Source organism: Nonomuraea turkmeniaca, assembly GCF_005889735.1.
GTDB classification, from domain to species: Bacteria; Actinomycetota; Actinomycetes; order Streptosporangiales; family Streptosporangiaceae; genus Nonomuraea; species Nonomuraea turkmeniaca.
This window is the reverse complement of the sequence record NZ_VCKY01000181.1, coordinates 1-21,541: the sequence shown is the minus strand read 5'-3', so window position 1 is coordinate 21,541 and position 21,541 is coordinate 1. Positions and strand designations below refer to the sequence as shown.

The 21,541-nt window shown below is 70.8% G+C and carries 20 protein-coding genes; 13 read left to right on the top strand and 7 right to left on the bottom strand.

Translation table 11 applies throughout. The annotated features are described in order from the left end of the window. From ETD86_RS38570 to ETD86_RS38555, 4 genes are all read right to left on the bottom strand, one after another. Positions 1 to 963, bottom strand: a 963-nt coding sequence (locus ETD86_RS38570) for a glycosyltransferase (protein ID WP_246148863.1), incomplete at its 3' end; no start/stop codon positions are given. Next, entirely contained in the window at positions 960 to 2,315 is a 1,356-nt protein-coding gene (locus tag ETD86_RS38565; protein WP_246148861.1) for a DHA2 family efflux MFS transporter permease subunit, read from the bottom strand. The genes ETD86_RS38570 and ETD86_RS38565, both read right to left, overlap by 4 nt. Next, complete coding sequence (locus ETD86_RS38560) at positions 2,312 to 4,909, bottom strand: MMPL family transporter (protein WP_246148858.1); 2,598 nt, start codon at positions 4,907 to 4,909, stop codon at positions 2,312 to 2,314. The genes ETD86_RS38565 and ETD86_RS38560 overlap by 4 nt, the downstream gene beginning before the upstream one ends. Positions 4,910 to 4,922: 13 nt before the next feature. Then, entirely contained in the window at positions 4,923 to 6,572 is a 1,650-nt protein-coding gene (locus ETD86_RS38555; RefSeq protein ID WP_138671587.1) for a fatty acyl-AMP ligase, read from the bottom strand. Between the two features lie 157 nt (positions 6,573 to 6,729). Here ETD86_RS38555 and ETD86_RS38550 point away from each other — a divergent pair, with 157 nt between their 5' ends. Beyond that, on the top strand, positions 6,730 to 7,983 hold the full coding sequence (locus tag ETD86_RS38550; protein WP_138671586.1) for an MFS transporter: 1,254 nt from the start codon (positions 6,730 to 6,732) through the stop codon (positions 7,981 to 7,983). Here the strand turns inward: ETD86_RS38550 and ETD86_RS38545 are convergent. Beyond that, positions 7,965 to 8,444, bottom strand: coding sequence for a hypothetical protein (locus ETD86_RS38545; RefSeq protein WP_138671585.1), 480 nt, complete (start codon positions 8,442 to 8,444; stop codon positions 7,965 to 7,967). The genes ETD86_RS38550 and ETD86_RS38545 overlap by 19 nt on opposite strands. 116 nt (positions 8,445 to 8,560) lie before the next feature. Beyond that, positions 8,561 to 9,187, bottom strand: a complete 627-nt coding sequence (locus ETD86_RS38540; RefSeq protein ID WP_138671584.1) for a hypothetical protein — start codon at positions 9,185 to 9,187, stop codon at positions 8,561 to 8,563. A 128-nt stretch (positions 9,188 to 9,315) separates the two neighbouring features. Between ETD86_RS38540 and ETD86_RS38535 the strand changes: the two genes are divergently transcribed. The 7 genes from ETD86_RS38535 to ETD86_RS38505 all read left to right on the top strand — a co-directional run bounded on the left by ETD86_RS38535 (position 9,316) and on the right by ETD86_RS38505 (position 15,965). Then, positions 9,316 to 9,945: a helix-turn-helix domain-containing protein gene (locus ETD86_RS38535; RefSeq protein WP_138671583.1), complete on the top strand. Its 630-nt coding sequence runs from the start codon at positions 9,316 to 9,318 to the stop codon at positions 9,943 to 9,945. Between the two features lie 79 nt (positions 9,946 to 10,024). After that, a complete protein-coding gene (locus ETD86_RS38530; protein ID WP_138671582.1) occupies positions 10,025 to 11,194 on the top strand; it encodes a homogentisate 1,2-dioxygenase in 1,170 nt (389 codons plus the stop codon). After that, positions 11,182 to 11,958, top strand: a complete 777-nt coding sequence (locus ETD86_RS38525; protein ID WP_246148857.1) for a hypothetical protein — start codon at positions 11,182 to 11,184, stop codon at positions 11,956 to 11,958. The genes ETD86_RS38530 and ETD86_RS38525 overlap by 13 nt, the downstream gene beginning before the upstream one ends. 64 nt (positions 11,959 to 12,022) lie before the next feature. Next, positions 12,023 to 13,126 carry a fumarylacetoacetase gene (gene fahA / locus ETD86_RS38520; protein WP_138671581.1) on the top strand — a complete coding sequence of 368 codons (1,104 nt, stop codon included), beginning with the start codon at positions 12,023 to 12,025 and terminating at the stop codon, positions 13,124 to 13,126. A gap of 135 nt (positions 13,127 to 13,261) precedes the next feature. Next, the gene (locus tag ETD86_RS38515) at positions 13,262 to 14,374 is read left to right on the top strand and encodes a L,D-transpeptidase (protein ID WP_246148854.1); all 1,113 of its coding nucleotides are present in this window, start codon (positions 13,262 to 13,264) and stop codon (positions 14,372 to 14,374) included. 70 nt (positions 14,375 to 14,444) lie between these two features. Further along, positions 14,445 to 14,876, top strand: a complete 432-nt coding sequence (locus ETD86_RS38510) for an NfeD family protein (protein WP_138671579.1) — start codon at positions 14,445 to 14,447, stop codon at positions 14,874 to 14,876. A 3-nt stretch (positions 14,877 to 14,879) separates the two neighbouring features. Next, entirely contained in the window at positions 14,880 to 15,965 is a 1,086-nt protein-coding gene (locus tag ETD86_RS38505) for an SPFH domain-containing protein (protein ID WP_138671578.1), read from the top strand. 57 nt (positions 15,966 to 16,022) lie between these two features. Here ETD86_RS38505 and ETD86_RS38500 read toward each other — a convergent pair whose 3' ends face one another. Further along, positions 16,023 to 17,192 carry a Gfo/Idh/MocA family protein gene (locus tag ETD86_RS38500; protein ID WP_138671577.1) on the bottom strand — a complete coding sequence of 390 codons (1,170 nt, stop codon included), beginning with the start codon at positions 17,190 to 17,192 and terminating at the stop codon, positions 16,023 to 16,025. A gap of 325 nt (positions 17,193 to 17,517) precedes the next feature. Here ETD86_RS38500 and tdh point away from each other — a divergent pair, with 325 nt between their 5' ends. From tdh to ETD86_RS38480, 5 genes are all read left to right on the top strand, one after another. Continuing rightward, a complete protein-coding gene (tdh, locus tag ETD86_RS38495) occupies positions 17,518 to 18,618 on the top strand; it encodes an L-threonine 3-dehydrogenase (RefSeq protein ID WP_211370583.1) in 1,101 nt (366 codons plus the stop codon). Next, positions 18,618 to 19,787 (top strand): glycine C-acetyltransferase, encoded by a 1,170-nt coding sequence (locus ETD86_RS38490; RefSeq protein ID WP_138671576.1) that lies wholly within the window; start codon positions 18,618 to 18,620, stop codon positions 19,785 to 19,787. Before tdh ends, ETD86_RS38490 begins: the two co-directional genes overlap by 1 nt. Positions 19,788 to 19,800: 13 nt before the next feature. Next, positions 19,801 to 20,703 (top strand): LysR family transcriptional regulator, encoded by a 903-nt coding sequence (locus tag ETD86_RS38485; RefSeq protein ID WP_138671575.1) that lies wholly within the window; start codon positions 19,801 to 19,803, stop codon positions 20,701 to 20,703. A gap of 25 nt (positions 20,704 to 20,728) precedes the next feature. Then, positions 20,729 to 20,854 (top strand): hypothetical protein, encoded by a 126-nt coding sequence (locus ETD86_RS59370; protein ID WP_281287026.1) that lies wholly within the window; start codon positions 20,729 to 20,731, stop codon positions 20,852 to 20,854. A 101-nt stretch (positions 20,855 to 20,955) separates the two neighbouring features. Then, positions 20,956 to 21,541: MFS transporter (locus tag ETD86_RS38480; protein ID WP_138671574.1), on the top strand; the 586-nt coding region annotated here is incomplete at its 3' end.

The following is a 21,541-nucleotide window of genomic DNA, read 5'->3' as shown; positions in this document are numbered from 1 at the left end:
GTGCACGACGGCCGCCATCCGCGGGAACACCACGTCGTGCGCCACCTCCCCCACCGGCATCACGTCGTCGCACGCCGCAACCGGCAGCCCCTGGACGACCCCCCGCAGGCCGGCCGACCGCAGCCCCGCGACCACCTCGTCCGCCACCCGATCAGGCTCGGCCGGCACCATGCTCCCGAATCCGACGAAGACGGGTGGCGGCCCGGTGGCCAGAAACTCCTCAAGGCCGCCGAGCCCTCCCGTCGCCGGGAGCCGCCAGTAGCCGGTGAGGTGCACGTACCCGGGCCAGTCCCTGGGCCGGGGCACGACCAAGGGGCTGACCCCGCACAGGACCGGCACCCGGTCCCGCCGGTCGGCCGCGTACGGGCTGCCGCGCATCGGCCCCAACCCCAGCACACCGGCCCTCAGCCGGTTGACCATCCGCCCCAGCACCATCCACGCGAGCCGCTCGACGACCGCGTAGCTGGCCCGGTTGCCGAGCCGCCCGAGGGAGGCGAGCGGAACGAGCGGGTTGGGGAACTCGCCGGTCGGCTCGCTCGGCTGGAACTGCAGGATCAGGTACGGGATGCCGTACCGCTCACGGAGATGCCTGCCGAAGGCGCCCAGGGAAGGGGCGAGGACCAGGTCGGCGCCGGCGCAGGCGGTGTCCACCTCCGCGACGAGCTTGGCGGCCAGCGGTTCGACGACGGTCCTGAGGCCGCGGACGAACCCCATGGGCCCGCTGCCGAGCCACGCCTGCCCTTCCTCGCTCTCCAGGAGCGCCGTGGGATCCACGCCCAGCGGCGCGAACGACACCTCCGGCCCGGCCAGCGCGGCGTAACGGCCGGAGGCGACCAACGTGGCCTCGTGCCCGCGGCCGGCCAGCTCACGGGCCAGCGCGGCACCCGGCTGCGTGTCCCCTCGCGACCCGAGCGCCAGCACCGCCACCCTCATCGCGCCGCGCCCGGAGACCTCCGCGCTCATGGCAGCGTGGCCAAGCTGACCAGCGCCCCGACCAGCACGAGTCCGGCCGCCACCAGCAGGCCGGTGGCGTACCCGGCGGCGAAGCTTCCAGCTGCGTGCACGATCACGCCGACGCCGGCGATCCCGAAGAGGCCGGAGATCTCGCGGCTCACCGAGAAGACACCGCCCGCGACCCCCGCCCGGGACTCCGGCACCGCGCCCAGCACCGCGGACCCGAGAGGCATGGTCAGCGCCGAGCCCACCCCGATCGCGCAGACCGCGGGCAGCAGCCGCTCCCATCCGTCGCCCGCCTCCAGGGTGGCGGCGACCGCCATCCCGCCCGCGACCAGCGTGAGCCCGAGCGCCACGGTACGCCCGGCGCCCAGCCGCCGCTCGACCGCGGGCACCATCGGCGTGACCAGCACCACCAGCAGGGCCAGCGGCACGAACGCCAGCCCGGAACCGGTGGGCGTGAACCCCAGCACACCCTGCAGGAAGATCGCCGTGTAGAAGAACACGCCGTTGACGCCGAGCCCCCAGAGCACCTGGGCCACCACACCACCCGAGAACGCCCCGACCGTGAAGAGCCGCAGGTCCACCATCGGATCGGCGGCCCGCCGCTCGACCACCGCGAACACCGCCCCACTGCCCGCGCAGACCAGCAGGGCGGTGACCACGGCCGGCGAATCCCAGCCGTGCTCCCCGCCGTGGATCAACGCGAACGTCCCCGACGCCAGGAACACCACGGAGGCCGCCACCCCGGGCACGTCGAGAGCCCGCCGGACCGTGCCGCCAGGCGCGGGCACCGCGACGGCGGCCAGCACGATGACCGCCACACCCATCGGCACGTTGACGAGGAACACCCAGCTCCAGTGCGCGTGCTGGCTCAGGTACCCGCCCACCACCGGCCCCAGCGCCAGCGCGGCCGCGCCGGAGGCCATCCACACGGCCACGCCCATGGACCGCTGCCGCTCGTCCCGCCCGGCCAGCACGGCGAGCGTCGCGGGCAGGATCATCGCCGCTCCGGCGCCCTGGGCCAGGCGGGCGGCGACCAAGAGGTGGATCGTGGTGGCCAGCCCGGCCCAGAGCGAGGCCGCGGCGAAGGCCGCCAGCCCGGCCAGCAGCACCTTCCTGTGCCCGTAGACGTCGGCCAGGCGTCCGCCGGCCGGCATGAGGCCCGCGAATGTCAGCAGATAGCCGGTGGCCACCCATTCCAGGGCGGACAGGCTTGCGCCCAGGTCGTGTTGGATGCTGGGGAGTGCGACGGTGACGACCGTGTTGTCCAGGGTCGTCAGGAAACCGGCCAGCCCGACGACCATGAACAGCGGTCCCGCCGTGGCCGGCCGCCGCCGGGTGATGGCCGGCACGCTCACGAGTCCACCTCCACCCACGTCCAGCCGCGGCCGTCGGGGGTGGCCCGCACCACCCGGGTACGCCCCGCCGTGACCTTGACCCACCGCGGCCCGTCCTCGCCTTTTGCGGGCGCCTGCTTGGCGGGGGCGGAGTAGGGGTGCTTACGGAAGGGCTTGACCGGGACGAGCTCGGGTCCGGCGTCCGCGGGAAGCGGCTCGTGCTCCGCCGCCAGCGGCACCGGATCGGTGTCCACGCCGAAGACGGCCGGCCGCCCGTTGACGGTCACGGCGGGCTCGGACGGCGAAGGGCCGGGGCGACCCCGGGAAGGCGGCGCCACGGCCGGGCGACCCGGGGAAGGCGGCGCCACGGCGGGACGGCCCGGGGAGGACGGCACGGCGGCGGGGCGGCTCATGGCAGGCAGCTCGCGCATGGCGGGCGCCGTTCGCGCAGGTGGCCGCTCGTGGAGCTCCACCCGCCGGTGGAAGGCGCGCAACGGGCCGGGCAGCCACCAGTTGGCACCGCCCATCAGGCGCATGGTCGCGGGCACCAGCAACGCCCGGACGAGCGTGGCGTCCACCACGATCGCCACGAACAACCCGACCCCGAGCAACTTCACGATCGTGATCCCGGCCGTGGCGAACGCCCCGATGACCACCAGCAACAACAACGCCGCACTGGTGATCACCCCGCCCGTCTGCTGCAGCCCGGCCGCCACGGCGGCCGCGTTGTCCCCCGTACGGAGCCATTCCGCCCGCACCCGCGACAGCAGGAACAGCTCGTAGTCCATGGACAGCCCGAACACCACGGCCAGGATCAGCACCGTCACGGTCGCCTCGATGGACCCGGTGGAGGTGAACCCCAGCGCCGACGCCAGATGCCCGTCCTGGAAGGCCCACACGATCACCCCGAACGACGCCCCGATGGACAGCACGTTCATCAGCAGTGCCTTGACCGGCAGCACCACCGACCCGAACGCGGCGAACAGCAGCACCCCCGTCACCGACCCCACCACCAACGCCATCCACGGCAGGGTGGCGCCCAGGCTGGCCATCAGATCCATCTGAGCGGCGGTCGGCCCGCCGACCACCACCCGGCGCACGTTCGGCTCGGGCGCCAGGTCCCTGATCGATGTGACGAGCTCCTGGGCAGCGTCCGACATGGGGTCCGCGTCGTAGCGGACGGCGAGCCGCACGGCCCCGTTGTCCTGCGACAACCCCGCCACGTCGACCCCGGTCACATGCGACAGCCGACGCAACCGGTCCACCAGCGGTTTCACGTCGGACGGCAACACGGGCGTGACCGCGCTGATCGGCGAGTGCCCCTGGCCGAGCGGCCCCGGCACGGCGGGCGACTCGGTGAAGGAGCGCTCGACCAGGACGTGGACGTCGATCGCCGCCATGGAGTTCCTGGCGAAGCCCCGGTCCACGACCTCGGCCACCCGGCGGCTCTCGGAGGCGGCGGGCAGCACCCGGTGATCCACGTTGCCGAACTTGACGTGCAGGAACGGCAGCGCCAGCGACACCAGCACCATGGCCACGACGACCAGGTACAGCACCGGCCGCCGCATCACGCTGGACGCGACGGCGTGCCACATCCCGCCGTCGCGCCGCCCGTACCCGAACCGCGGGGTGATCCGGAGGGCGTCCACGCGCCGGCCGAGTATCCCGAGCACGGCAGGCAGCACGACCAGCGCGGCGCCCATCGCCACGAGCACCACCGCGGCCGCCCCGAGCCCGATCGAGCGCAGGAACATCTGCGGGAAGAGCAGCAGCCCCAGCAGCGCCGTGGCCACCGTCAGCCCGGAGTACGCCACGGTACGCCCGGCCGTGGCCATGGTCCGCACCACGGCCTGCTCACTCGACGCCCCGCCTCTGATCTCCTCCCTGAACGCCTTGAGCACGAACAACGAGTAGTCGACGGCCAGCCCGAGCCCGAGCATGGTGACGACGTTCAGCGAGAAGACGGAGACCTCGGTGACCTCCGTGAGCAGCCGCAGCAACACCAGCGCGCCGAGCACCGCGAACAACCCCACGAGCAGCGGCAGCCCGGCCGCCACCAGGCTGCCGAACACGATGACGAGCAGCACCAGCAGCACCGGCATGGAGATGGCCTCGGCGCGGGCCAGGTCGGCGGCGGTCTGGTCGTTGAGCTCCTTCAGCAGCGGCACCGACCCGCCGACCTCGACGTAGAGGTTCTGGACCCGTCGGAGCCGGTCCGCGATGGCCGCGTAGGCGGCCTGCTTGTCGCCTTCGAGGGTGACCAGCGCGTACGTCGACCGCCCGTCCTCCGACACCATCCGCTTCGACCCGGTCGTCCAGTACGTGGCCAGCCTGCGCACGTGCTCCTTCGGCAGCGCGCGCAGCGAGTCGTGCACCGCCTTCTTGTACCGCGGGTCCCGCGCCTTGACCGTCGGGTGCCGGTAGAGGACGACCACGTCGGCGGCGTGGCCGCCGTACCAGTCGTCGTTCCAGTGAGCGGCGGTCGTGGAGTCCGCGCGCGGGTCCTCGAAGCCGCCGTCGGCCATCCGCCCGAACAGCTCCAGCCCCAGCGGCGCGACGAGGACGGCCACCACCAGGCTCAGCACCAGCAGCGTCCACCTGCCGCGATAGACCATCCGGCCAGCGGATTCAAACAAGGGCGCCGTCCAGGTACGCCCGCAGGCACGCGCGCCGGGCGATCTTGCCGCTCGACGTCCTCGGCACGGCTCCAGCCTCGATCAGCACGAAGTCGTGCACTGATAAATCGTGTTTCATCCGGACGGCCGCCTGAACCGCCCGCCCGACCTCCAGCGCGTCGGCCAGCACCCCGCGTCGCGACCGCTCGGCCACCACGACGAGCCGCTCGGTCTCCTCCCCCGGGACCGCGAACGCCGCCACGTGGTCCCGCCGGACCGCCTCGTGCGCTTCCTGCACGGTGACCTCGATGTCCTGCGGATAGTGGTTGCGCCCGTCGACGATGATCAGGTCCTTGATCCGCCCGGTGACGTACAGGTGGCCGTCGTGCAGCACGCCGAGGTCGCCGGTCCGCAACCAGTCCCCGCCGAAGACCTCCGCGCTGCGTACGGGGTCGCGCCAGTAGGCGCGGGCCACGTTCGGCCCTCGCACCCAGATCTCGCCCACCCGCCCGTCGGGCAGCTCTCCGGAGGGGCCGACGATCTTGACGTCCTGCCCGTACGGCCGCCCGCAGGACACCAGCGTGCTGCGCTCCCCGTCCGCACACGGCACCGCGATGCCCTCGCACAGGGCGGCGCGGGAGAAGTCACGCACCAGGGGCGGCTCGTCGCGGCCCATCGCCGACACGAACACCGTCGCCTCCGCCAGCCCATAGGCCGGCGTGTGCGCTTGGGGCCGCAGCCCGCACCCGGCGAAGGCGGCGTTGAACATCTCGATGGCCGCGGGCCGGACCGGCTCGGCGCCGTTCAGCATCACCCGCACCCCGGACAGGTCCAGCCCGCTCTTGTCCTCGGGCCGCACGCGGGCGGCGGTGAACTCGTAGGCGAAGTTCGGCGCGCCGGTGAAGACGTCGTCGTGCTCCGACAACAACCGCAACCACCGCACAGGGCTCATGACGAACGCCACAGGGTCCATGAACACGGCCTGGTTGCCGCCCATCATCGGCATCGCGATCGTGGCGACCAGCCCCATGTCGTGGAAGAGCGGCAACCACAACACCGCCACCGACGTCCTGGGCCGGGCACGGAACGCCGCCCAGAGCTGGGCGGCGTTGGCCGTGAGGTTGCCGTGGGTGATCTCGACACCGGCGGGCGCGCGGGTGGAGCCGGAGGTGTACTGCAGGTAGGCCAGGTCGCCAGGCCCGATCGGCTCCGGCTCCCACTCGTCGGCGAACAGGTCGGAGACGGTGTCCACAGTGATCACGGGGACAGGGGCGGCGGGGGCGAGGAAGTCCTTGACGCCGGACAGCGCTGCCGTGGTGGTCAGCACGACGGCAGGGTCGGCGTCGTGGAACGCCCTGACCAGCCGCTCGGCGTGCCCCGGCAACCCTGGCGCGAACAACGGCACCGCGACCAGCCGCGCGTACATGGCCCCCAGCACCGCCACCACGTAGTCCAGCCCGGGGGGCGCCAGCACCGCCACCCGCTCCCCCGGCCCGGCGAACTCGCGCAGCCGCACGGCCAGCGCCCTGGCCTTGAGGTCGGCCTGTCCCCACGTGTACGTCCGGCGGGAGCCGTCCCCCAGGAAGTCGGCGAACGTGTACGCGGGCGCGCAGGGGACCTCCCGCGCCCATCGCGCCATCTGGGCGATCAACGTGTCAGGCATGCCGAGTCCCCCTCGTTCAGGGACCTAGCAAGTTACGGGAGAAGCAGGGCGGGATTCTTGCCAAAGGCCTGCACATTCCTCATTCGGTCTTGTTACCGGGTGACAAGAAGTACGGCAGGATAGGGGAGTTTGCCTGTTTCGTAGGGGGTACACGCAGGTGCACAGCTATGCACGTGATCTCGGCCTGCTCCGGGATCGCCGGTTCACGCTGCTCCTGTCCGCCAGGACGATCTCCGTTCTGGGCAGCGCGTTCGCACCCGTGGCCCTGGCGTTCGGCATCCTCAACCTGCCCGGCGCGAACGCCACGATGCTGTCGATCGTCCTCACCGCCGAATCGCTGCCCATGATCGTGTTCATGCTGGCCGGCGGCGTGATCGCGGACCGGCTGCCGCGTCAGCGGGTGATGATGGCCGGCGAGATCATGATGGCGGCGGCGTTCTTCGCGCTGGGGGTGATGCTGCTCGTCGGCTGGACCCCGCTGCCCGCGCTGGTCACGGCGGCGGCGCTGGCCGGGACGGCCACGGCGGTCACGTTCCCCGCGCTGACCGGGATCATCCCCGAGGTCGTGCCGCACGACCGGCTGCAGACCGGCAACGCTCTGCTCGGTCTGGGGGCGAACGCCTCCCGGGTGGCCGGGACGGTGCTGGGCGGCGGCACGGTGGTGCTCTTCGGCGGCGGCTGGGCGCTCATGGCCGGCGGCGCCATGTTCGCGGCCGCAGGCGTGCTGATCGCGCTGCTGCGACTGGAGCCGGGCGTGCGGCCAGCGGACGAGCGGCATTCTGTGCTGTCGGACCTGCGTGACGGATGGCGGGAGTTCCGCTCGCGGCAGTGGATCTGGGTGGTGGTCGCCCAGTTCTCCCTGCTCGTCATGGCCATCCAGGCCGGGCACGGGGTGCTCGGCCCGCTGTGGGCCAAGGAGAACATGGGCGGCCCGGCGGTCTGGACGGCGTTCCTCGCGGGCGAGGCCATCGGCATGATCGCCGGGGTGCTGGTGTCGATCCGGTTGCGGCCGAGCCGGCCCATCCTGGTGGCGGTGCTGCTCTGCCTGCCGACCGCGCTGCCGTACCTGCTGCTCGGGGTCGACGCGCCGCTCTGGGCGATCGTGGCCGGGGCCTTCGTGCTGGGGGTCTGCTTCGACGTGTTCGGCGTGTTGTGGCAGACCACGATGCAGCGGGAGGTCCCGGCCGAGTCGTTGTCGCGGGTCAGCTCGTACGACATGCTCGGGTCGCTGATGTTCGGGCCGATCGGGCTGATGCTGGCCGGCCCGGCGTCGGAGGTGTTCGGCACGGAGGAGTCGCTGCTCGGCTGTGCTGTCCTCGTCGTGGTGAGCACGCTGGGCGCGCTGCTCTCGCCCGGGGTGCGCAACCTGCGAGCACCGCGGCTGGAGCCGGTTCAGGTGGACACGAAGTAGGCGTTGGCCCGGGGCTGGAACATCAGCGCCATCGCCCCGAGCACCGCCGCCACGTGCAGGATGCGGCTGGCCGCGAAGGCCCAGCCCACGGCGTCCAGGCCGGCGGCGGCCTCGGCGATCGACCCGCCCTCCAGCAACCACCGGGCGGGCTCGATCACCAGCGACAACGTGCCGAACACGCCCAGCGTGCCGGCGAGCGTCCACCGCGCCCAGTTCTGGCCGCGCCGCAGCCGCAGCGCCAGGAAGATGGCGCCGGCGAAGACCGCCAGCCGGAAGCCGACACCCGGCAGCAGGCCGGCCAGTGTGGACGTGCCCTCGATCAGCTCACGGGTGACCATCAGGACGGCCTCGAACGCGCCCAGCGCGACCGCCGACATCCAGAGCATGGCGGCCGCGTGCACGACAGGCGGCGGGCCGGCCGGTGCGGGGTCGTTGCTGCGCAGGCGGGACACAGTACTCATGACAGGTTCCTCCATAGGTGCGGGCCTTGCACCTCGAAGTCTCCGGCGCGGGCCCGCGCCGGTCATGCCCGCCGTCCCCCCAGTTCAGGTGGGGTGCGCCCTACCGGGCACCCGCCTCAGACGATGATCAGTCGTACGACGACGCCCGCGCAGTTGCCGGCCACGCAGATCCGCACCGGGACTTCGGAGATGCCCGGCGCCGCCGGCGCGCCGCCCACGTGGCCGTCCGGCCCGATGGTCACGCCTGCGGGCAACCTGGCGTGGTCGGTCACCGTGAAGGTGGGCACGACGCCGGGCGGGCCGCCGCTGATGCCGATCTCGCCGTCCAGCGGGCTGCCCGCCCTGCCGAGGAAGGTCAGCTCGCGCGCCGCCCACGGCACGTTGCGCAGCACCACGAGGGTGATCTCCTGCTCGTGGCACGTCCGCCCGGCGCACAACTGGACGGGGACGACGTACGTGCCGGGGCGCTGCGGCGTGCCGTGCAGCCGTCCGCCCTGGTCGACCTGGACGCCGACCGCGAGGTACTTCGCGCGGAACGCCAGGCCCTTGGCGGTGGGCAGCAGCCGCCGGCCGACCGCGATGCCCTCGGTGACGTAGATGGTGTCCTCGACCAGGCGGCTCTCCGGGGGCTCGGCGGGGGTCTGGCGGGCCATGAGCTCCATGGAGGTGGAGATCGACGGCACGGCGGCGGTCAGCACGCACATCGCAAACCCGGCGAGCAGAAACACCCACCTTTGCCGCATCGCTACCCCCTGGCTCCAGCTACCCCCTACGTACCCCCTCCACCGCGTGATCATTGCCTCACTCCGCGAGGCGGGCCCGGCCGCCAGACGCCGCCGCCTTCCCCCGCGCGTCACTGATAATCGTTCGCATGGCCGCTGAATCCGCACAGACTCTCGAGCGCGGGCTTCGCCTGCTCAGGCTGCTCGCCGACGGCAAGGGAGGGCGTACGCCGACCGAGCTGAGCGCCGAGTTGTCGCTGAGCCGTCCCGTGGTCTATCGGCTGCTGACGACGCTGATGAACGAGGGGTTCGTCCGGAGGGACGCCGAGGGCCGGGTGCATCTCGGGTTCGGGGTGCTCGTGCTGGCCCAGGCCGTGCAGCCGCTGCTGCGGGCGGCCGCGCTGCCGACCTTGCGGCGGCTGGCCGAGGCGGTGGGCGCCACCGCGCACCTGACCGTGGCCGAGGGCGACGACGGGCTCGCCGTGGCGGTGGTCGAGCCTTCCTGGACCGACATGCACGTGGCCTACCGGGAGGGCGCACGCCATCCGCTCACGAAAGGCGCGGCGGGCCAGGCGATCCTGGCGCTGCGCGAGGGACGCGACGACTACTTCGTCACGGAAGGGCAGTTGCAGGAGGGTGCGCGGGGCGTCGCCGCGCCGGTGACCGGGCTGCCGTGGCTGGAGGCCTCCGTGGGGGTGGTGACGTTCGGGCCGCTGGAGGAGTCGACCGGGCCGCGAGTGGTGGCGGCCGCCGCCGAGCTGTCCGCTGCTCTGGGTTGACATCTCCCTGCCCATGGCAGACGGTATTCACAGATAAAGGACACCTTCGTCCGATAAACGGACACGCAAGGAGGGGCCGATGCCGTACTACCGCGTCGTTGGGGAGGTGCCGCGTAAGCGGCACGTGCAGTTCAGGCGGCCGGACGGCGGTCTCTACGCCGAGGAGCTGATGGGCGAGGAGGGTTTCTCGTCCGACTCCTCGCTGCTCTACCATCGCCACCTGCCCACCGCGATCGTCAAGGCAGAGGCGGTGGAAACCGGCACGGAGACGCGCCTGGAGCCCAACCTGCCACTCTCGCCGCGCCACTTCCGCACCCAGGAGCTGTCTAGCGCCGGCGACCTCGTCACCGGCCGCTTGCTGCTGGCCGGCAACGGTGACGTCCGATTGTCGTACGCCACCAGTGACCGGCCGAGCGAGCTCTACCGCAACTCGATGGGCGACGAGTGTGTGTACGTCCAGCGGGGGCGCGTGCGCTTCGAGTCCACCTATGGCGCGATCGAGGCCGGGGAGGGCGACTACATCGTCGTCCCGACCGGAACGATCCACCGGTGGGTGCCGGAAGGGCCGGTCAACGTGCTGGCCATCGAGGCTGCCGGGCACATCAGGCCACCGAAGCGGTACCTGTCGCAGTACGGGCAGTTCCTGGAGCACGCGCCCTACTGCGAGCGCGACCTGCGGGCGCCCGCCGAGCCGCTCCTCGTCGAGGGCGAGGAGGTCCCGGTGCTGGTGCGCACGCGCGGCGGGCTGACCAGGCTCGTCTACCGCCACCACCCCTTCGACGTGGTGGGCTGGGACGGCTACCTCTATCCGTTCGCGTTCAACATCGACGACTTCGAGCCGATCGTGAAGAAGACGCACGCGCCGCCGCCGGTGCACCAGACGTTCGAGGGGCCCGGGTTCGTGGTGTGCTCGTTCTGCCCGCGGCCGCTCGACTACCATCCCGAGGCCATCCCGATCCCGTACAACCACCACAACGTGGACTCCGACGAGTTCATGTTCTACGTGGGCGGCGACTACTCCGCGCGAGCGGGCTCGGGCATCGAGGTCGGCTCGATCTCACTGCATCCGGCCGGGTTCACCCACGGGCCACAGCCTGGGGCGGTCGAGGCGGTGATCGACGCGGTCGCGCGAGGCGTCACGACCACCAGCGAGATGGCGGTGATGGTGGACACCTTCCGCCCGCTCGACCTCGGCCAGGGCGCGCTGTCCTGCGAGGATCCCGGCTACGCGTGGACATGGGCACGATGATTCTCTACACGGCACTGGTGGACGACGCGGGCCTGTTCCCGCCGACGTCCCTGCACATGGACGAAGCGCTCGCCCGCTACCGGCGGAACGTGGAGCTCGGCAACCCGGTGCTCACGCACCGCTTCCTCTGCCCGGCCAGCCGGCTGGACCGGCTGCGGGGCAAGGAGTACCGGCCGCGGCGGGTCGGGCTGATCGTGGACACGCCGGAGCTGCCCGCCTTCGACGACCTGCCGGTGGACACCGTCGAGATGCCGCTGCCGGAGGACAAGCCGGTGGCGACGCTGGCCGATCAGCTGGGACTGCCGGAGGGAGTGCGGCTCTTCGTCGAGGTCGTCCCGCGGAGGATGGCCATCGACGTACCCGATGGCGTGGGGCTGAAGGTGCGCTGCGGCGGCCTGGTGGCCGACGCCTTCCCACCGGTGGAGCATCTCGCGCTGTTCATCAAATTCTGCGTGGACAAGGACGTGCCGTTCAAGGCGACAGCCGGGCTGCACCACGCCGTACGCCACTTCGACCCGTCGCTCGGCGTGGACCGGCACGGGTTCCTCAACCTGGCGCTGGCGGTGTGCGAGGCCGTCGAGGGGCGCGATCCGGCGCCCGTGCTGCGCACCACCGACGTGGGACAGCTCGTACGGATGGCGCAGGCCGTACCGGAGGAGACCGCGAAGCGGGCGCGGAAGCTGCTGGTGAGCTACGGCTCGTGCAGCACCAGCGCGCCCGTCGAGGACCTACGCGCACTTGGACTGATCGAGGAGGATTCGTGAACGAGCGGAGCGAGCGAACCATCGGACACCGCGGTTTGCGCACAGGCCCGACGAAGGAGGGCCTGTGAGCTGGGGTGTCGACAACCTGCCGTACGGGGTGTTCTCCTCGCCGGGAGAGTCGCCCAGGGTGGGGGTGCGGTACGGCGACCGGGTGCTCGACCTGACCGCCGCGCTGCACGACGAGGTGTTCGCCGCCCCGTCGCTCAACCCGTTCCTGGCCAGGGGCCGCGCGGCCTGGCACGACACCCGGACGCTGATCAGGAACAAGCTCACCGGCGACCTGGCGGTGACCGAGCGGCACCTGATCCCGCTGGAGCAGGTGCGGCTGCACATGCCGTTCGAGGTGGCCGACTACGTCGACTTCTACTGCTCACTCGACCACGCGAGCAACGTCGGCAGGATCTTCCGGCCCGACACCGAGCCGCTGCTGCCGAACTGGCGGCACCTGCCTGTCGGATACCACGGCAGGTCGGGCACGGTCGTGGTGTCCGGCACGCCGGTCAAGCGGCCGCAGGGCCAGCTCGGTGAGGGTCGTTTCGGGCCGTGCGAGAAGCTCGACTTCGAGGCGGAGCTGGGGTTCGTGGTCGGCGTGCCGACGGAGCTCGGCGCGCCTGCCGGGGCGTTCGATGAGCACGTGTTCGGGGTGACGCTGGTCAACGACTGGAGCGCGCGCGACGTGCAGGCGTGGGAGTACCGGCCGCTTGGGCCGTTCCTGGCCAAGTCGTTCGCCACGTCCATCTCGCCGTGGGTCACACCGCTTGAGGCGCTGCCCAGGATCCCCGGGCGGCCGCAGGATCCGGAGCCGGCCGCCTACCTGCGCAGGCAGGGCGACTGGGGGCTGGACATCACCGTCGAGGTCCTGCTCAACGGAGAGGTCGTGTCGCGACCGCCGTACTCGAGCATGTACTGGACGCCCGACCAGATGCTGGCCCACATGACCGTGAACGGGGCCTCGCTGCGTACCGGCGACCTGTTCGCCAGCGGCACGATCTCGGGGCCGGAGGCCGGCGAGCGCGGCTCGCTCATCGAGCTGACCTGGAACGGGAACGACCCGATCAAGCTGGCGAGCGGTGAGGTCCGCTCCTTCCTGCAGGACGGCGACACGGTGACCATCCGGGCCACGGCCGGCGACGTGACGTTGGGGGAGGTTTCCGGAACTGTCCGATAGGTTACTCAGCGTGCTCGACCGTGGACTGACCGCTACTCTTGGAGCGCCTCCCCGGGTCCATCGGAAAGCAGGAGTCACATGCGGCTCGCCGTGATGTTTTGTGTCGCCTTCCTCCTGATCTGCGGCTGCAGTCCTGTGACGGCAGAGGCACCGATCACGCCGCCGGTCGTGCACATCTCGCCGGCGCTCGACAGCAAGCGGGCCCGGCCCGACCGCGGCCTGATGATCAGCGCGACCGGCGGCACGCTCAGCAACGTCCAGGCGTATCAGGGCGGGGAGCCGGTGCCGGGCAGGCTCGACCGCTCTCGCACGATCTGGCGCTCGGACTGGACGCTCAAACCCGCGGCCGAATACACGGTGACCGCCACGGCCGTGGGCACGCGCGGCCCCGCCACGGTGGCGGTGGGCCGCTTCCGCACCCGCCCGGCCGAGCGCACCTTCGGGATCGCCGCGACCGCGCCGCTGCCCGGGGAGACGGTCGGCACCGGCATGCCGATCATCATCGACTTCGACACACCCGTGACGGACAAGGCGGCCGTCGAGCAGGCACTGGAGGTCGAGGCCGGACAGCCGGTCGAGGGCGCGTGGCGGTGGACGAGCGACACCCAGGCGGTCTACCGCACCCGCAGCTTCTGGGCGCCCAGGCAACGGGTCACGGTCACCGCGCACCTCGCCGGCCTGCGCCTGCCCGGCGGCGTCTACGGCGCCGCCGACTCCACGTTCGCCTTCATCGTCGGCCGCGACCAGACCAGCGTGATCGACACCAGGACGCACCAGATGGTCGTCCAGCGCGACGGCGCGGTCGCGGAGCGCATGGCCATCAGCGCCGGCATGGCCACCACCCGCGAATACACCACGACCAGCGGCGTGCACCTGACCATGGACAAAGGCAATCCGGTCCGCATGGTCTCCCCCGGCCGGCAGGAAGGCGAGCCCGGTTATTACGACATGATGATCGACCACGCCGTGCGCATTTCCAACACCGGCGAATACGTGCACGCCAAAGACAATGTGTGGGCCCAGGGCCGGGAAAACGTGAGCCACGGCTGTGTCAATGCGCGGCCCGACCAGGCCGCCTGGTTCTACGCCACGTCCCTGCGCGGCGACGCGATCACGATCACCGGCACCGACCGCGAGCTCGAATGGAACAACGGGTGGGGTTTCTGGCAACTGCCGTGGGAGAAATGGATACAGGGCAGCGCGTTGCGTACCACCGATTCCGCACGTGACTGGGTGCCGCAGCGTTGAAACCAGGATTACGGTAGAGGGGGGAACCACCTACGGACCCAGGCCCGTTATCCCAATAGGAGGGCCGAACATGGATGAATGGATCATCTGGGTAATCCTCGCGGTCGTGCTCGGCGTGGCCGAGTTGTTCACCTTCACGGCCGCGCTCGGTCTCCTCGGCGCGGCGGCTCTCCTCACCGCCGCGACCGCAGCCATCGGATTGCCCGTCCCCTTGCAGTTGCTCTTCTTCGCCGCCTCATCCGCGGCCGGCCTGCTGGTCATCAGGCCGCTGGCGATGCGTCATATCAAGCAGCCACAGCTGCAGCGGTTCGGCGTGGATGCACTCGTCGGCAAACCCGCCTACGTGGTGTCGGAGGTCACCGGACGCGACGGGCGGGTACGCGTCGGGGGCGAGGAATGGTCGGCACGCGCCTACGACGAGACCCTGGTGATTCCTGCGGGGGCGACCGTCGACATCATCGAGATCGAGGGCGCGACAGCCCTCGTATATCCCCGGGAGTGAGTCATGGATGCGCTCTTGCTGGTCGGACTGTTCGTCATCCTCTTCGCCGTGGTCACCGTGCTCAAGGCCGTGCGGATCGTCCCGCAGGCCCGGGCGCGCAACGTCGAGCGGCTCGGCCGCTACAATCGCACGCTCAAACCCGGGCTCAACTTCGTCATCCCGTACATCGACCGGGTCTATCCCATGATCGATCTGCGTGAGCAGGTCGTGTCGTTCCGCCCGCAGCCCGTCATCACCGAGGACAACCTCGTCGTCGAGATCGACACGGTCCTCTATTTCCAGGTCACCGACCCGCGTGCGGCGGCGTACGAGATCGCCAACTACATCACGGGTGTCGAGCAGCTGACCGTCACCACGCTGCGTAACGTCGTCGGCTCCATGGACCTGGAGAAGACCCTCACCTCGCGCGACACCGTCAACAGCCAACTGCGCGGCGTCCTCGACGAGGCCACCGGCAAGTGGGGGCTGCGCGTCAACCGCGTCGAGGTCAAGGCCATCGATCCGCCCAAGACCATCAAGGACGCGATGGAGAAGCAGATGCGGGCCGAGCGGGACAAGCGGGCCGCGATCCTCAACGCCGAGGGCCAGCGCCAGTCGCAGATCCTCACGGCCGAAGGCGACAAGCAGAGCCGCATCCTGCGGGCCGAGGGCGGGCGCACCGCCGCCATCCTCGAGGCCGAGGGCCAGTCGCGCGCCATCGACCAGGTCTTCCAGGCCGTGCACCGCAACGACCCGGACCCGAAGCTGCTGGCTTACCAGTACCTGCAGATGCTGCCGCAGCTGGCGCAGGGTCCGGGCAACACGTTCTGGGTGATCCCGAGCGAGGTCACCTCGGCGCTGCAGGGCGTCTCGAAGGCGTTCACGGAGGCGCTGCCGCAGTCGGCGGCCACGCGGGAGGAGGTCCCGGAGAGCACGGCGGCCGAGGAGGAGGCCGCCAAGGCGGCCGAGGCCGCGGCCGAGGCGGTCGCCGACGCCCAGGAGGCGGAGAGCCCGAACGGGCCGCGCCAGCTCACCCAGGGCGCCCAGGACCCGTCCCCGTTCCCGGACCTGGCCAAGGAGCCCAAGGAGCCCAAGGAGGCCGAACGCTGAGGCCCGCATGAGGAAGGCCGGCACGCGGATGGCACGCGTGCCGGGCCGTCTTCATGGTCAACCCTGCCCGTCGTCGAAGTACGCGGCCAGTTCAGGATCCAGAGGAGGCACGTCATACGGCATGCCCCCGTCCCGCAACGACATCGTGGCCATGTAGCCGGCCGCCACGCTCATCCGGGCCGCCACCGGCGAGGTGTCCGTCGCCCCGCCGTCCCGGACGAACCTGCAGAACTCCGCCACGATCTCCGCGTCCGCGCCCCCGTGCGACCCCTGTGCAGGAGGCACCTTGTACGCGATGTCGCAGTCGCCCCGGTAGCCCGTGGGCCCGGTGTTCCACACCTTGACCGTGTCCCCCGGCCCGTCGCCGAAGTTCTCCAGGCGCCCCTCCGTCCCGATGACCGTGTAGTTACGGACGTAGTCGGGTGAGAAGTGGCACTGCTGGTAGGCGGCGATGACGCCATTGTCGAGGCGCATGTTCATGACCGACACGTCCTCGACGTCCACGACGTGGTGCAGGTCGCGGCGCGTGGTCGGCGGCCAGTCGAACTCCTGGAGCCAGCCGTCGGGGCGAGGCGTGCCGGGCGCGCGGCGCGGCAGGTCGCCGTAGAGCATCAAGTCGCCCAGCGCGTTCACCCGAGTGGTGTAGCCGCCGGCCAGCCAGTGAATCACGTCCAGGTCATGGGCGGCTTTCTGCAGCAGCAGGCCCGTGGTGCGGGTGCGGTCCGCGTGCCAGTCCTTGAAGTAGTAGTCGCCGCCGTAGGACACGAAGTGGCGTACCCAGACGGTCTTCGGCTCGCCGATGACCCCCTTGCGGATGATGTCGCGCATCAGGCGGACCACGCCCATGTGCCGCATGTTGTGCCCTAAGTACAGACGGGTCCCGGTCTCGCGGGCGGCGCGCAGGATGTTGTCACAACCCTCCACGGTGATCGCCATCGGCTTCTCCAGATAGACGGCCTTGCCGGCCCGGAGGCAGTCGATGACGATGCGCTCGTGGGTGTCGTCCGGGGTGTTGACGACGATCGCGTCGAGGTCCCGCCGGGCGAGCAGTTCGTGGTGGTCGCCGGTGAGGAACTCGGCCTCGAACCTTCCCGCCTGATTCTTGAGTGCCACCGGGTCGGAGTCGCACAGGGCGGTCACGATCGAGCCTTTGCCCGGCCGGTGCGCAGCCAGGGCGAGATTCGTCCGCAGGCCGAGGCCGATGACTCCGATACGCAGGTCTTCCACTGGAGCCCCTTCCGAGAAAAACGATCAAGCGCGATACCGGGTGAACTGGAGGCTAGTCTTCATTTATGCAAATAACTAGGTCATGTCGCGCAATTTTGCGCGCGATCTGGGGATCGACGCCAGCCCGCACTCCTCGGCCGAGCCCCACCGTCACCAAGGTCGCCCAGGATGACCTCCTCCTTGGATCCAGGACGGTCTCCTCACTGCGGCGAGCTTTGTCGGGGCGTGAAGCGGAGCTGTGGGGGCACTTAAGAATCCCTCGATGGACATGGGCAAGGCGGGCGCGGCACAGTGCGTTAGGTTCGACCTAGGGGGATGGGAGCCAATGAAAGCGCTGGTCAAGGAGAACGCCGAGCCCGGTCTCTCGCTGGTCGAGGTGCCGGAGCCCACGATCGGCGCGGGCGAGGTGAAGATCCGGGTGTTGCGGACCGGGATCTGCGGCACCGACCTACATATCCGGAAATTTGATGACTGGGCCAGGCACACGCTGAAGCTCCCGCTCATCGTCGGACACGAGTTCTCCGGCCACGTGGTCGAGGTGGCGCCCGGCGTCGAGGACGTCGCGGTCGGCGATCTCGTCAGCGGCGAGGGCCACCTGGTCTGCGGCAAGTGCCGTAACTGCATGGCGGGGCGCAGGCACCTGTGCCGCAACACGGTCGGCCTCGGCGTCAACAGGGACGGCGCGTTCGCCGAGTACGTCACGCTGCCCGCCTCGAACGTCTGGGTGCACCGGATCCCCGTCCACCCCGACGTGGCGGCCATCTTCGACCCGTTCGGCAACGCCGTGCACACCGCTCTGTCCTTCCCCCTGGTCGGCGAGGACGTGCTGATCACGGGTGCCGGGCCGATCGGGCTGATGGCGGCGGCCGTGGCCACACACGTGGGCGCGCGCAACGTGATGATCACCGACGTCCACGACGAGCGCCTGGACCTCGCCGGCAAGCTCGGCGTCTCGCTCGCGCTGAACGTCACCAGGTCCTCCATCGAGGAGGGCATGCGGCAGTTGCACATGCGCGAGGGCTTCGACGTGGGGCTGGAGATGTCCGGCAACCCGACCGCGGTACGCGACATGATCGCGCACATGACGCACGGCGGGAAGATCGCCATGCTCGGACTGCCGTCCGAGGAGTTCGCCGTCGACTGGTCCACCATCGTGACGTCGATGATCACGATCAAGGGCGTCTACGGCCGGGAGATGTTCGAGACCTGGTACAACATGTCGGTCCTGCTGGAGAAGGGCCTCGACCTCACCCCGGTGATCACGGACCGGTTCTCGTACGAGGACTTCGACGCCGCCTTCGACACGGCCGCCGGCGGCCGTACGGGCAAGGTCATTTTGGACTGGAGCGGAGGAGCTCGGCCGGAGAGCGCGAGGAACGAGCCAACGAAGGCCGAAGCGGCCGCGACCATGAACAGGAGCGCTTGATGTTCACGAATGTGCGCGAGCAGCTGCGTACGGCTCTCGACGAGATCACCGAGGCCGGGCTGCTCAAGCCCGAGCGCGTGCTCACCACCCCGCAGAGCGCCCAGGTCAGCGTGGCCGGGCGTGAGGTGCTGAACTTCTGCGCCAACAACTACCTGGGCCTGGCCGACCACCCGGAGGTGGTCCAGGCGGCCAAGGAGGCGCTGGACCGGTGGGGCTTCGGCATGGCGTCCGTGCGGTTCATCTGCGGCACCCAGGAGGTGCACAAGGAGCTCGAAGCGCGCCTGTCGGACTTCCTCGGCATGGAGGACACGGTCCTCTACAGCTCGTGTTTCGACGCGAACGGCGGCGTGTTCGAGACCCTGCTCGACGCCCAGGACGCGGTGATCTCGGACGCGCTCAACCACGCCAGCATCATCGACGGCATCCGGCTCTCCAAGGCCCAGCGGTTCAGGTACGCCAACCGTGACATGGCCGAGCTGGAGGGCCGGCTGAAGGAGGCGGCGGAGGCGCGGCGGCGGTTGATCGTGACCGACGGTGTGTTCTCCATGGACGGATATCTCGCGCCGCTGCACGACATCTGCGACCTGGCGGAGCGGTACGACGCCATGGTCATGGTCGACGACTCCCACGCCGTCGGCTTCGTCGGCCCCACCGGCCGCGGCACGCCGGAGCTGCACGGCGTCACCGACCGGATCGACATCATCACCGGCACGCTGGGCAAGGCGCTCGGCGGGGCCAGCGGCGGCTACGTGTCGGCCCGCAAGGAGATCTGCGAGCTGCTGCGCCAGCGTTCCCGCCCGTACCTGTTCTCCAACTCCCTCGCGCCCGTCATCGCCTCCGCGTCGCTACGCATCCTCGACCTGCTGGAGACCTCGAACGACGCCCGCGAGCGGCTGCGTGCCAACACCGCGCGGTTCCGTGCCGGGATGACCAAGGCGGGGTTCGACATCCTGCCCGGCGACCACCCGATCGTGCCCGTGATGATCGGCGACGCCGCCGAGGCTGGGGCCATGGCCGAGCGCCTGCTCGACCTGGGGATCTACGTGATCGGCTTCTCGTACCCGGTTGTGCCGCACGGCCAGGCCAGGATCCGCGTGCAGCTGTCGGCCGCGCACTCGGAGGAGGACGTCGACCGCGCCATTCAGGCGTTCATCCAGGCACGGAGCTGAATATTCTCACTCTGTGATAGATACGCGACGCCTGCGTACGTTACGGGCAGTGGCGGACCATGGCACGGTCACCGCCGCGGCGGCGGCGCTGCACCTCACCCCGTCCGCCGTGTCCCAGCAGCTCGTCGCGCTGGAGCACGAGGTGGGGCACCGCCTGTTCACGCGGGACGGGCGCGGCGTGCGTCTCACCGCCGTGGGCAAGATCATGCTCAGCCATGCCAACGAGGTCCTCACGCAGCTCGAACGCGCCGAGGCCGAGGTGGCCGCGTACACCGCGGGCGAGGCCGGCGAGATCACCGTGGCCTGCTTCGCCACCGCGATCAGCGCCGTGCTCTCCCCCGCGATCACGGTGCTGCGCGAGATCGCCCCCGGCGTCCAGGTACGCGTGCTCGACGCCGAAGGCGACCACAGCCTCGCCATGTTGCTGGACTCCGAGGCCGACCTGGCGATCACCGTCGAGTACCGCGGCGCCCCCGACGCCTCGGACCGCCGCCTGTCCCGCCTGCCGCTGTACGCCGAGCCGTTCGACCTCGTGCTCCCCCGCGATCATTTCCTGGCGGAGTCGGCCACGCTCGTGTCGCTCGCCGCCGAGACCTGGATCGGCCCCTATCCGGGCAATCCGGTGCACGACGTGATCACCTTCGCCTGCCAGCAGGCAGGCTTCACGCCGAAGCTCACGCACTGCTCCGACGACTTCCGCGCGGTGGTCGCCCTGGTCGGCGCGGGCGCGGGGGTGGCGCTGGTGCCGCGGCTGGCCCTGCGTGACATGGCGCTGCCCGGAGTCGTGGTACGCCACACGCCGGGGCCTGAGCGCCGGGTCTTCGCCGCCGTACGCAGGGGCGCGGACTCCCACCCCCTCGTGCGGCCGCTGTTGTCCGCCCTCCGGACCGTGGCAGCGTCCCTCGGTACGAGATGAAACACCCCGCCTTATCCGGACGGACGTGATCGCAGAGACGCTCACCACCGCCTGGCGCCGGCTCAACGACGTCCTCGCGGGCGACGGCGCCCGGCTCTGGCTGTACGCGGCGGTTCACTCCACGAACCTGGCAAGGCCGTGGTCATGGTGAACTCTTCCCCGGCGCCGCAGAAGTGGGTCGACCGGGCCACCGAGCAGTGCGAGTCCCCGGATCTTCCCGGGCTCGATCGATCTTGACGATAGCGTGGGCGGATGGGGCGAAGGACGCCGTACCGCGTGCTGCTCGGGCTGCCGGGGGTGCGCGCGCAGGCCGGGTTCGGCTTCCTCGCCCAGCTCACGCAGCAGGTCGCGCCGGTGGGGATGGTGCTGGTCGTACAGTCGGCGACCGGGTCGCTGGCGTTCGCGGGGCTCTGCGTCGCGGCGTTCTCCGTCGGCGCGGGCGTGGCCAGGCCCGTCCAGGGCCGTCTCATCGACCGGCGCGGTTCGCGATCGGTGCTGGCCGGGGCGGCGCTCCTGCACGTCGCCGCGCTGGTCGCGCTCGTCGCCGGAGCGATGGCCGGTTGGCCTGCGTGGACGTTCGCGGTGCCGGCGCTGATAGCCGGGGCCGGACTGCCGCCGATCTCCGTGAGCATGCGGTTCGAGTGGGGCCGCCGCGTCACGGACGAGGGACGCACCGCCGCCTACAGCCTCGTGTTCCTGGTGCAGGAGATGGCCATGCTCGTCGGGCCGCTGCTGTTCGGGCTGATGATCGCGGCGGAGTCGTCCTCCTCACTGGCGCTCGGCGTGGTCGCGGTGGCGGCCGGGGCCGGGACAAGGCTGGAAGAAGAGAGGTTATTTT

Coding starts and splice junctions, on each gene's coding strand:
- ETD86_RS38555 (WP_138671587.1), bottom strand. CDS start 6,572: ATGCCTGACACGTTGATCGCCCAGATGGCGCGATGGGCGCGGGAGGTC.
- ETD86_RS38540 (WP_138671584.1), bottom strand. CDS start 9,187: ATGCGGCAAAGGTGGGTGTTTCTGCTCGCCGGGTTTGCGATGTGCGTG.
- ETD86_RS38545 (WP_138671585.1), bottom strand. CDS start 8,444: ATGAGTACTGTGTCCCGCCTGCGCAGCAACGACCCCGCACCGGCCGGC.
- tdh (WP_211370583.1), top strand. CDS start 17,518: ATGAAAGCGCTGGTCAAGGAGAACGCCGAGCCCGGTCTCTCGCTGGTC.
- ETD86_RS38510 (WP_138671579.1), top strand. CDS start 14,445: ATGGATGAATGGATCATCTGGGTAATCCTCGCGGTCGTGCTCGGCGTG.
- ETD86_RS38560 (WP_246148858.1), bottom strand. CDS start 4,909: ATGGTCTATCGCGGCAGGTGGACGCTGCTGGTGCTGAGCCTGGTGGTG.
- ETD86_RS38525 (WP_246148857.1), top strand. CDS start 11,182: ATGGGCACGATGATTCTCTACACGGCACTGGTGGACGACGCGGGCCTG.
- ETD86_RS38530 (WP_138671582.1), top strand. CDS start 10,025: ATGCCGTACTACCGCGTCGTTGGGGAGGTGCCGCGTAAGCGGCACGTG.
- ETD86_RS38490 (WP_138671576.1), top strand. CDS start 18,618: ATGTTCACGAATGTGCGCGAGCAGCTGCGTACGGCTCTCGACGAGATC.
- ETD86_RS38535 (WP_138671583.1), top strand. CDS start 9,316: ATGGCCGCTGAATCCGCACAGACTCTCGAGCGCGGGCTTCGCCTGCTC.
- ETD86_RS38505 (WP_138671578.1), top strand. CDS start 14,880: ATGGATGCGCTCTTGCTGGTCGGACTGTTCGTCATCCTCTTCGCCGTG.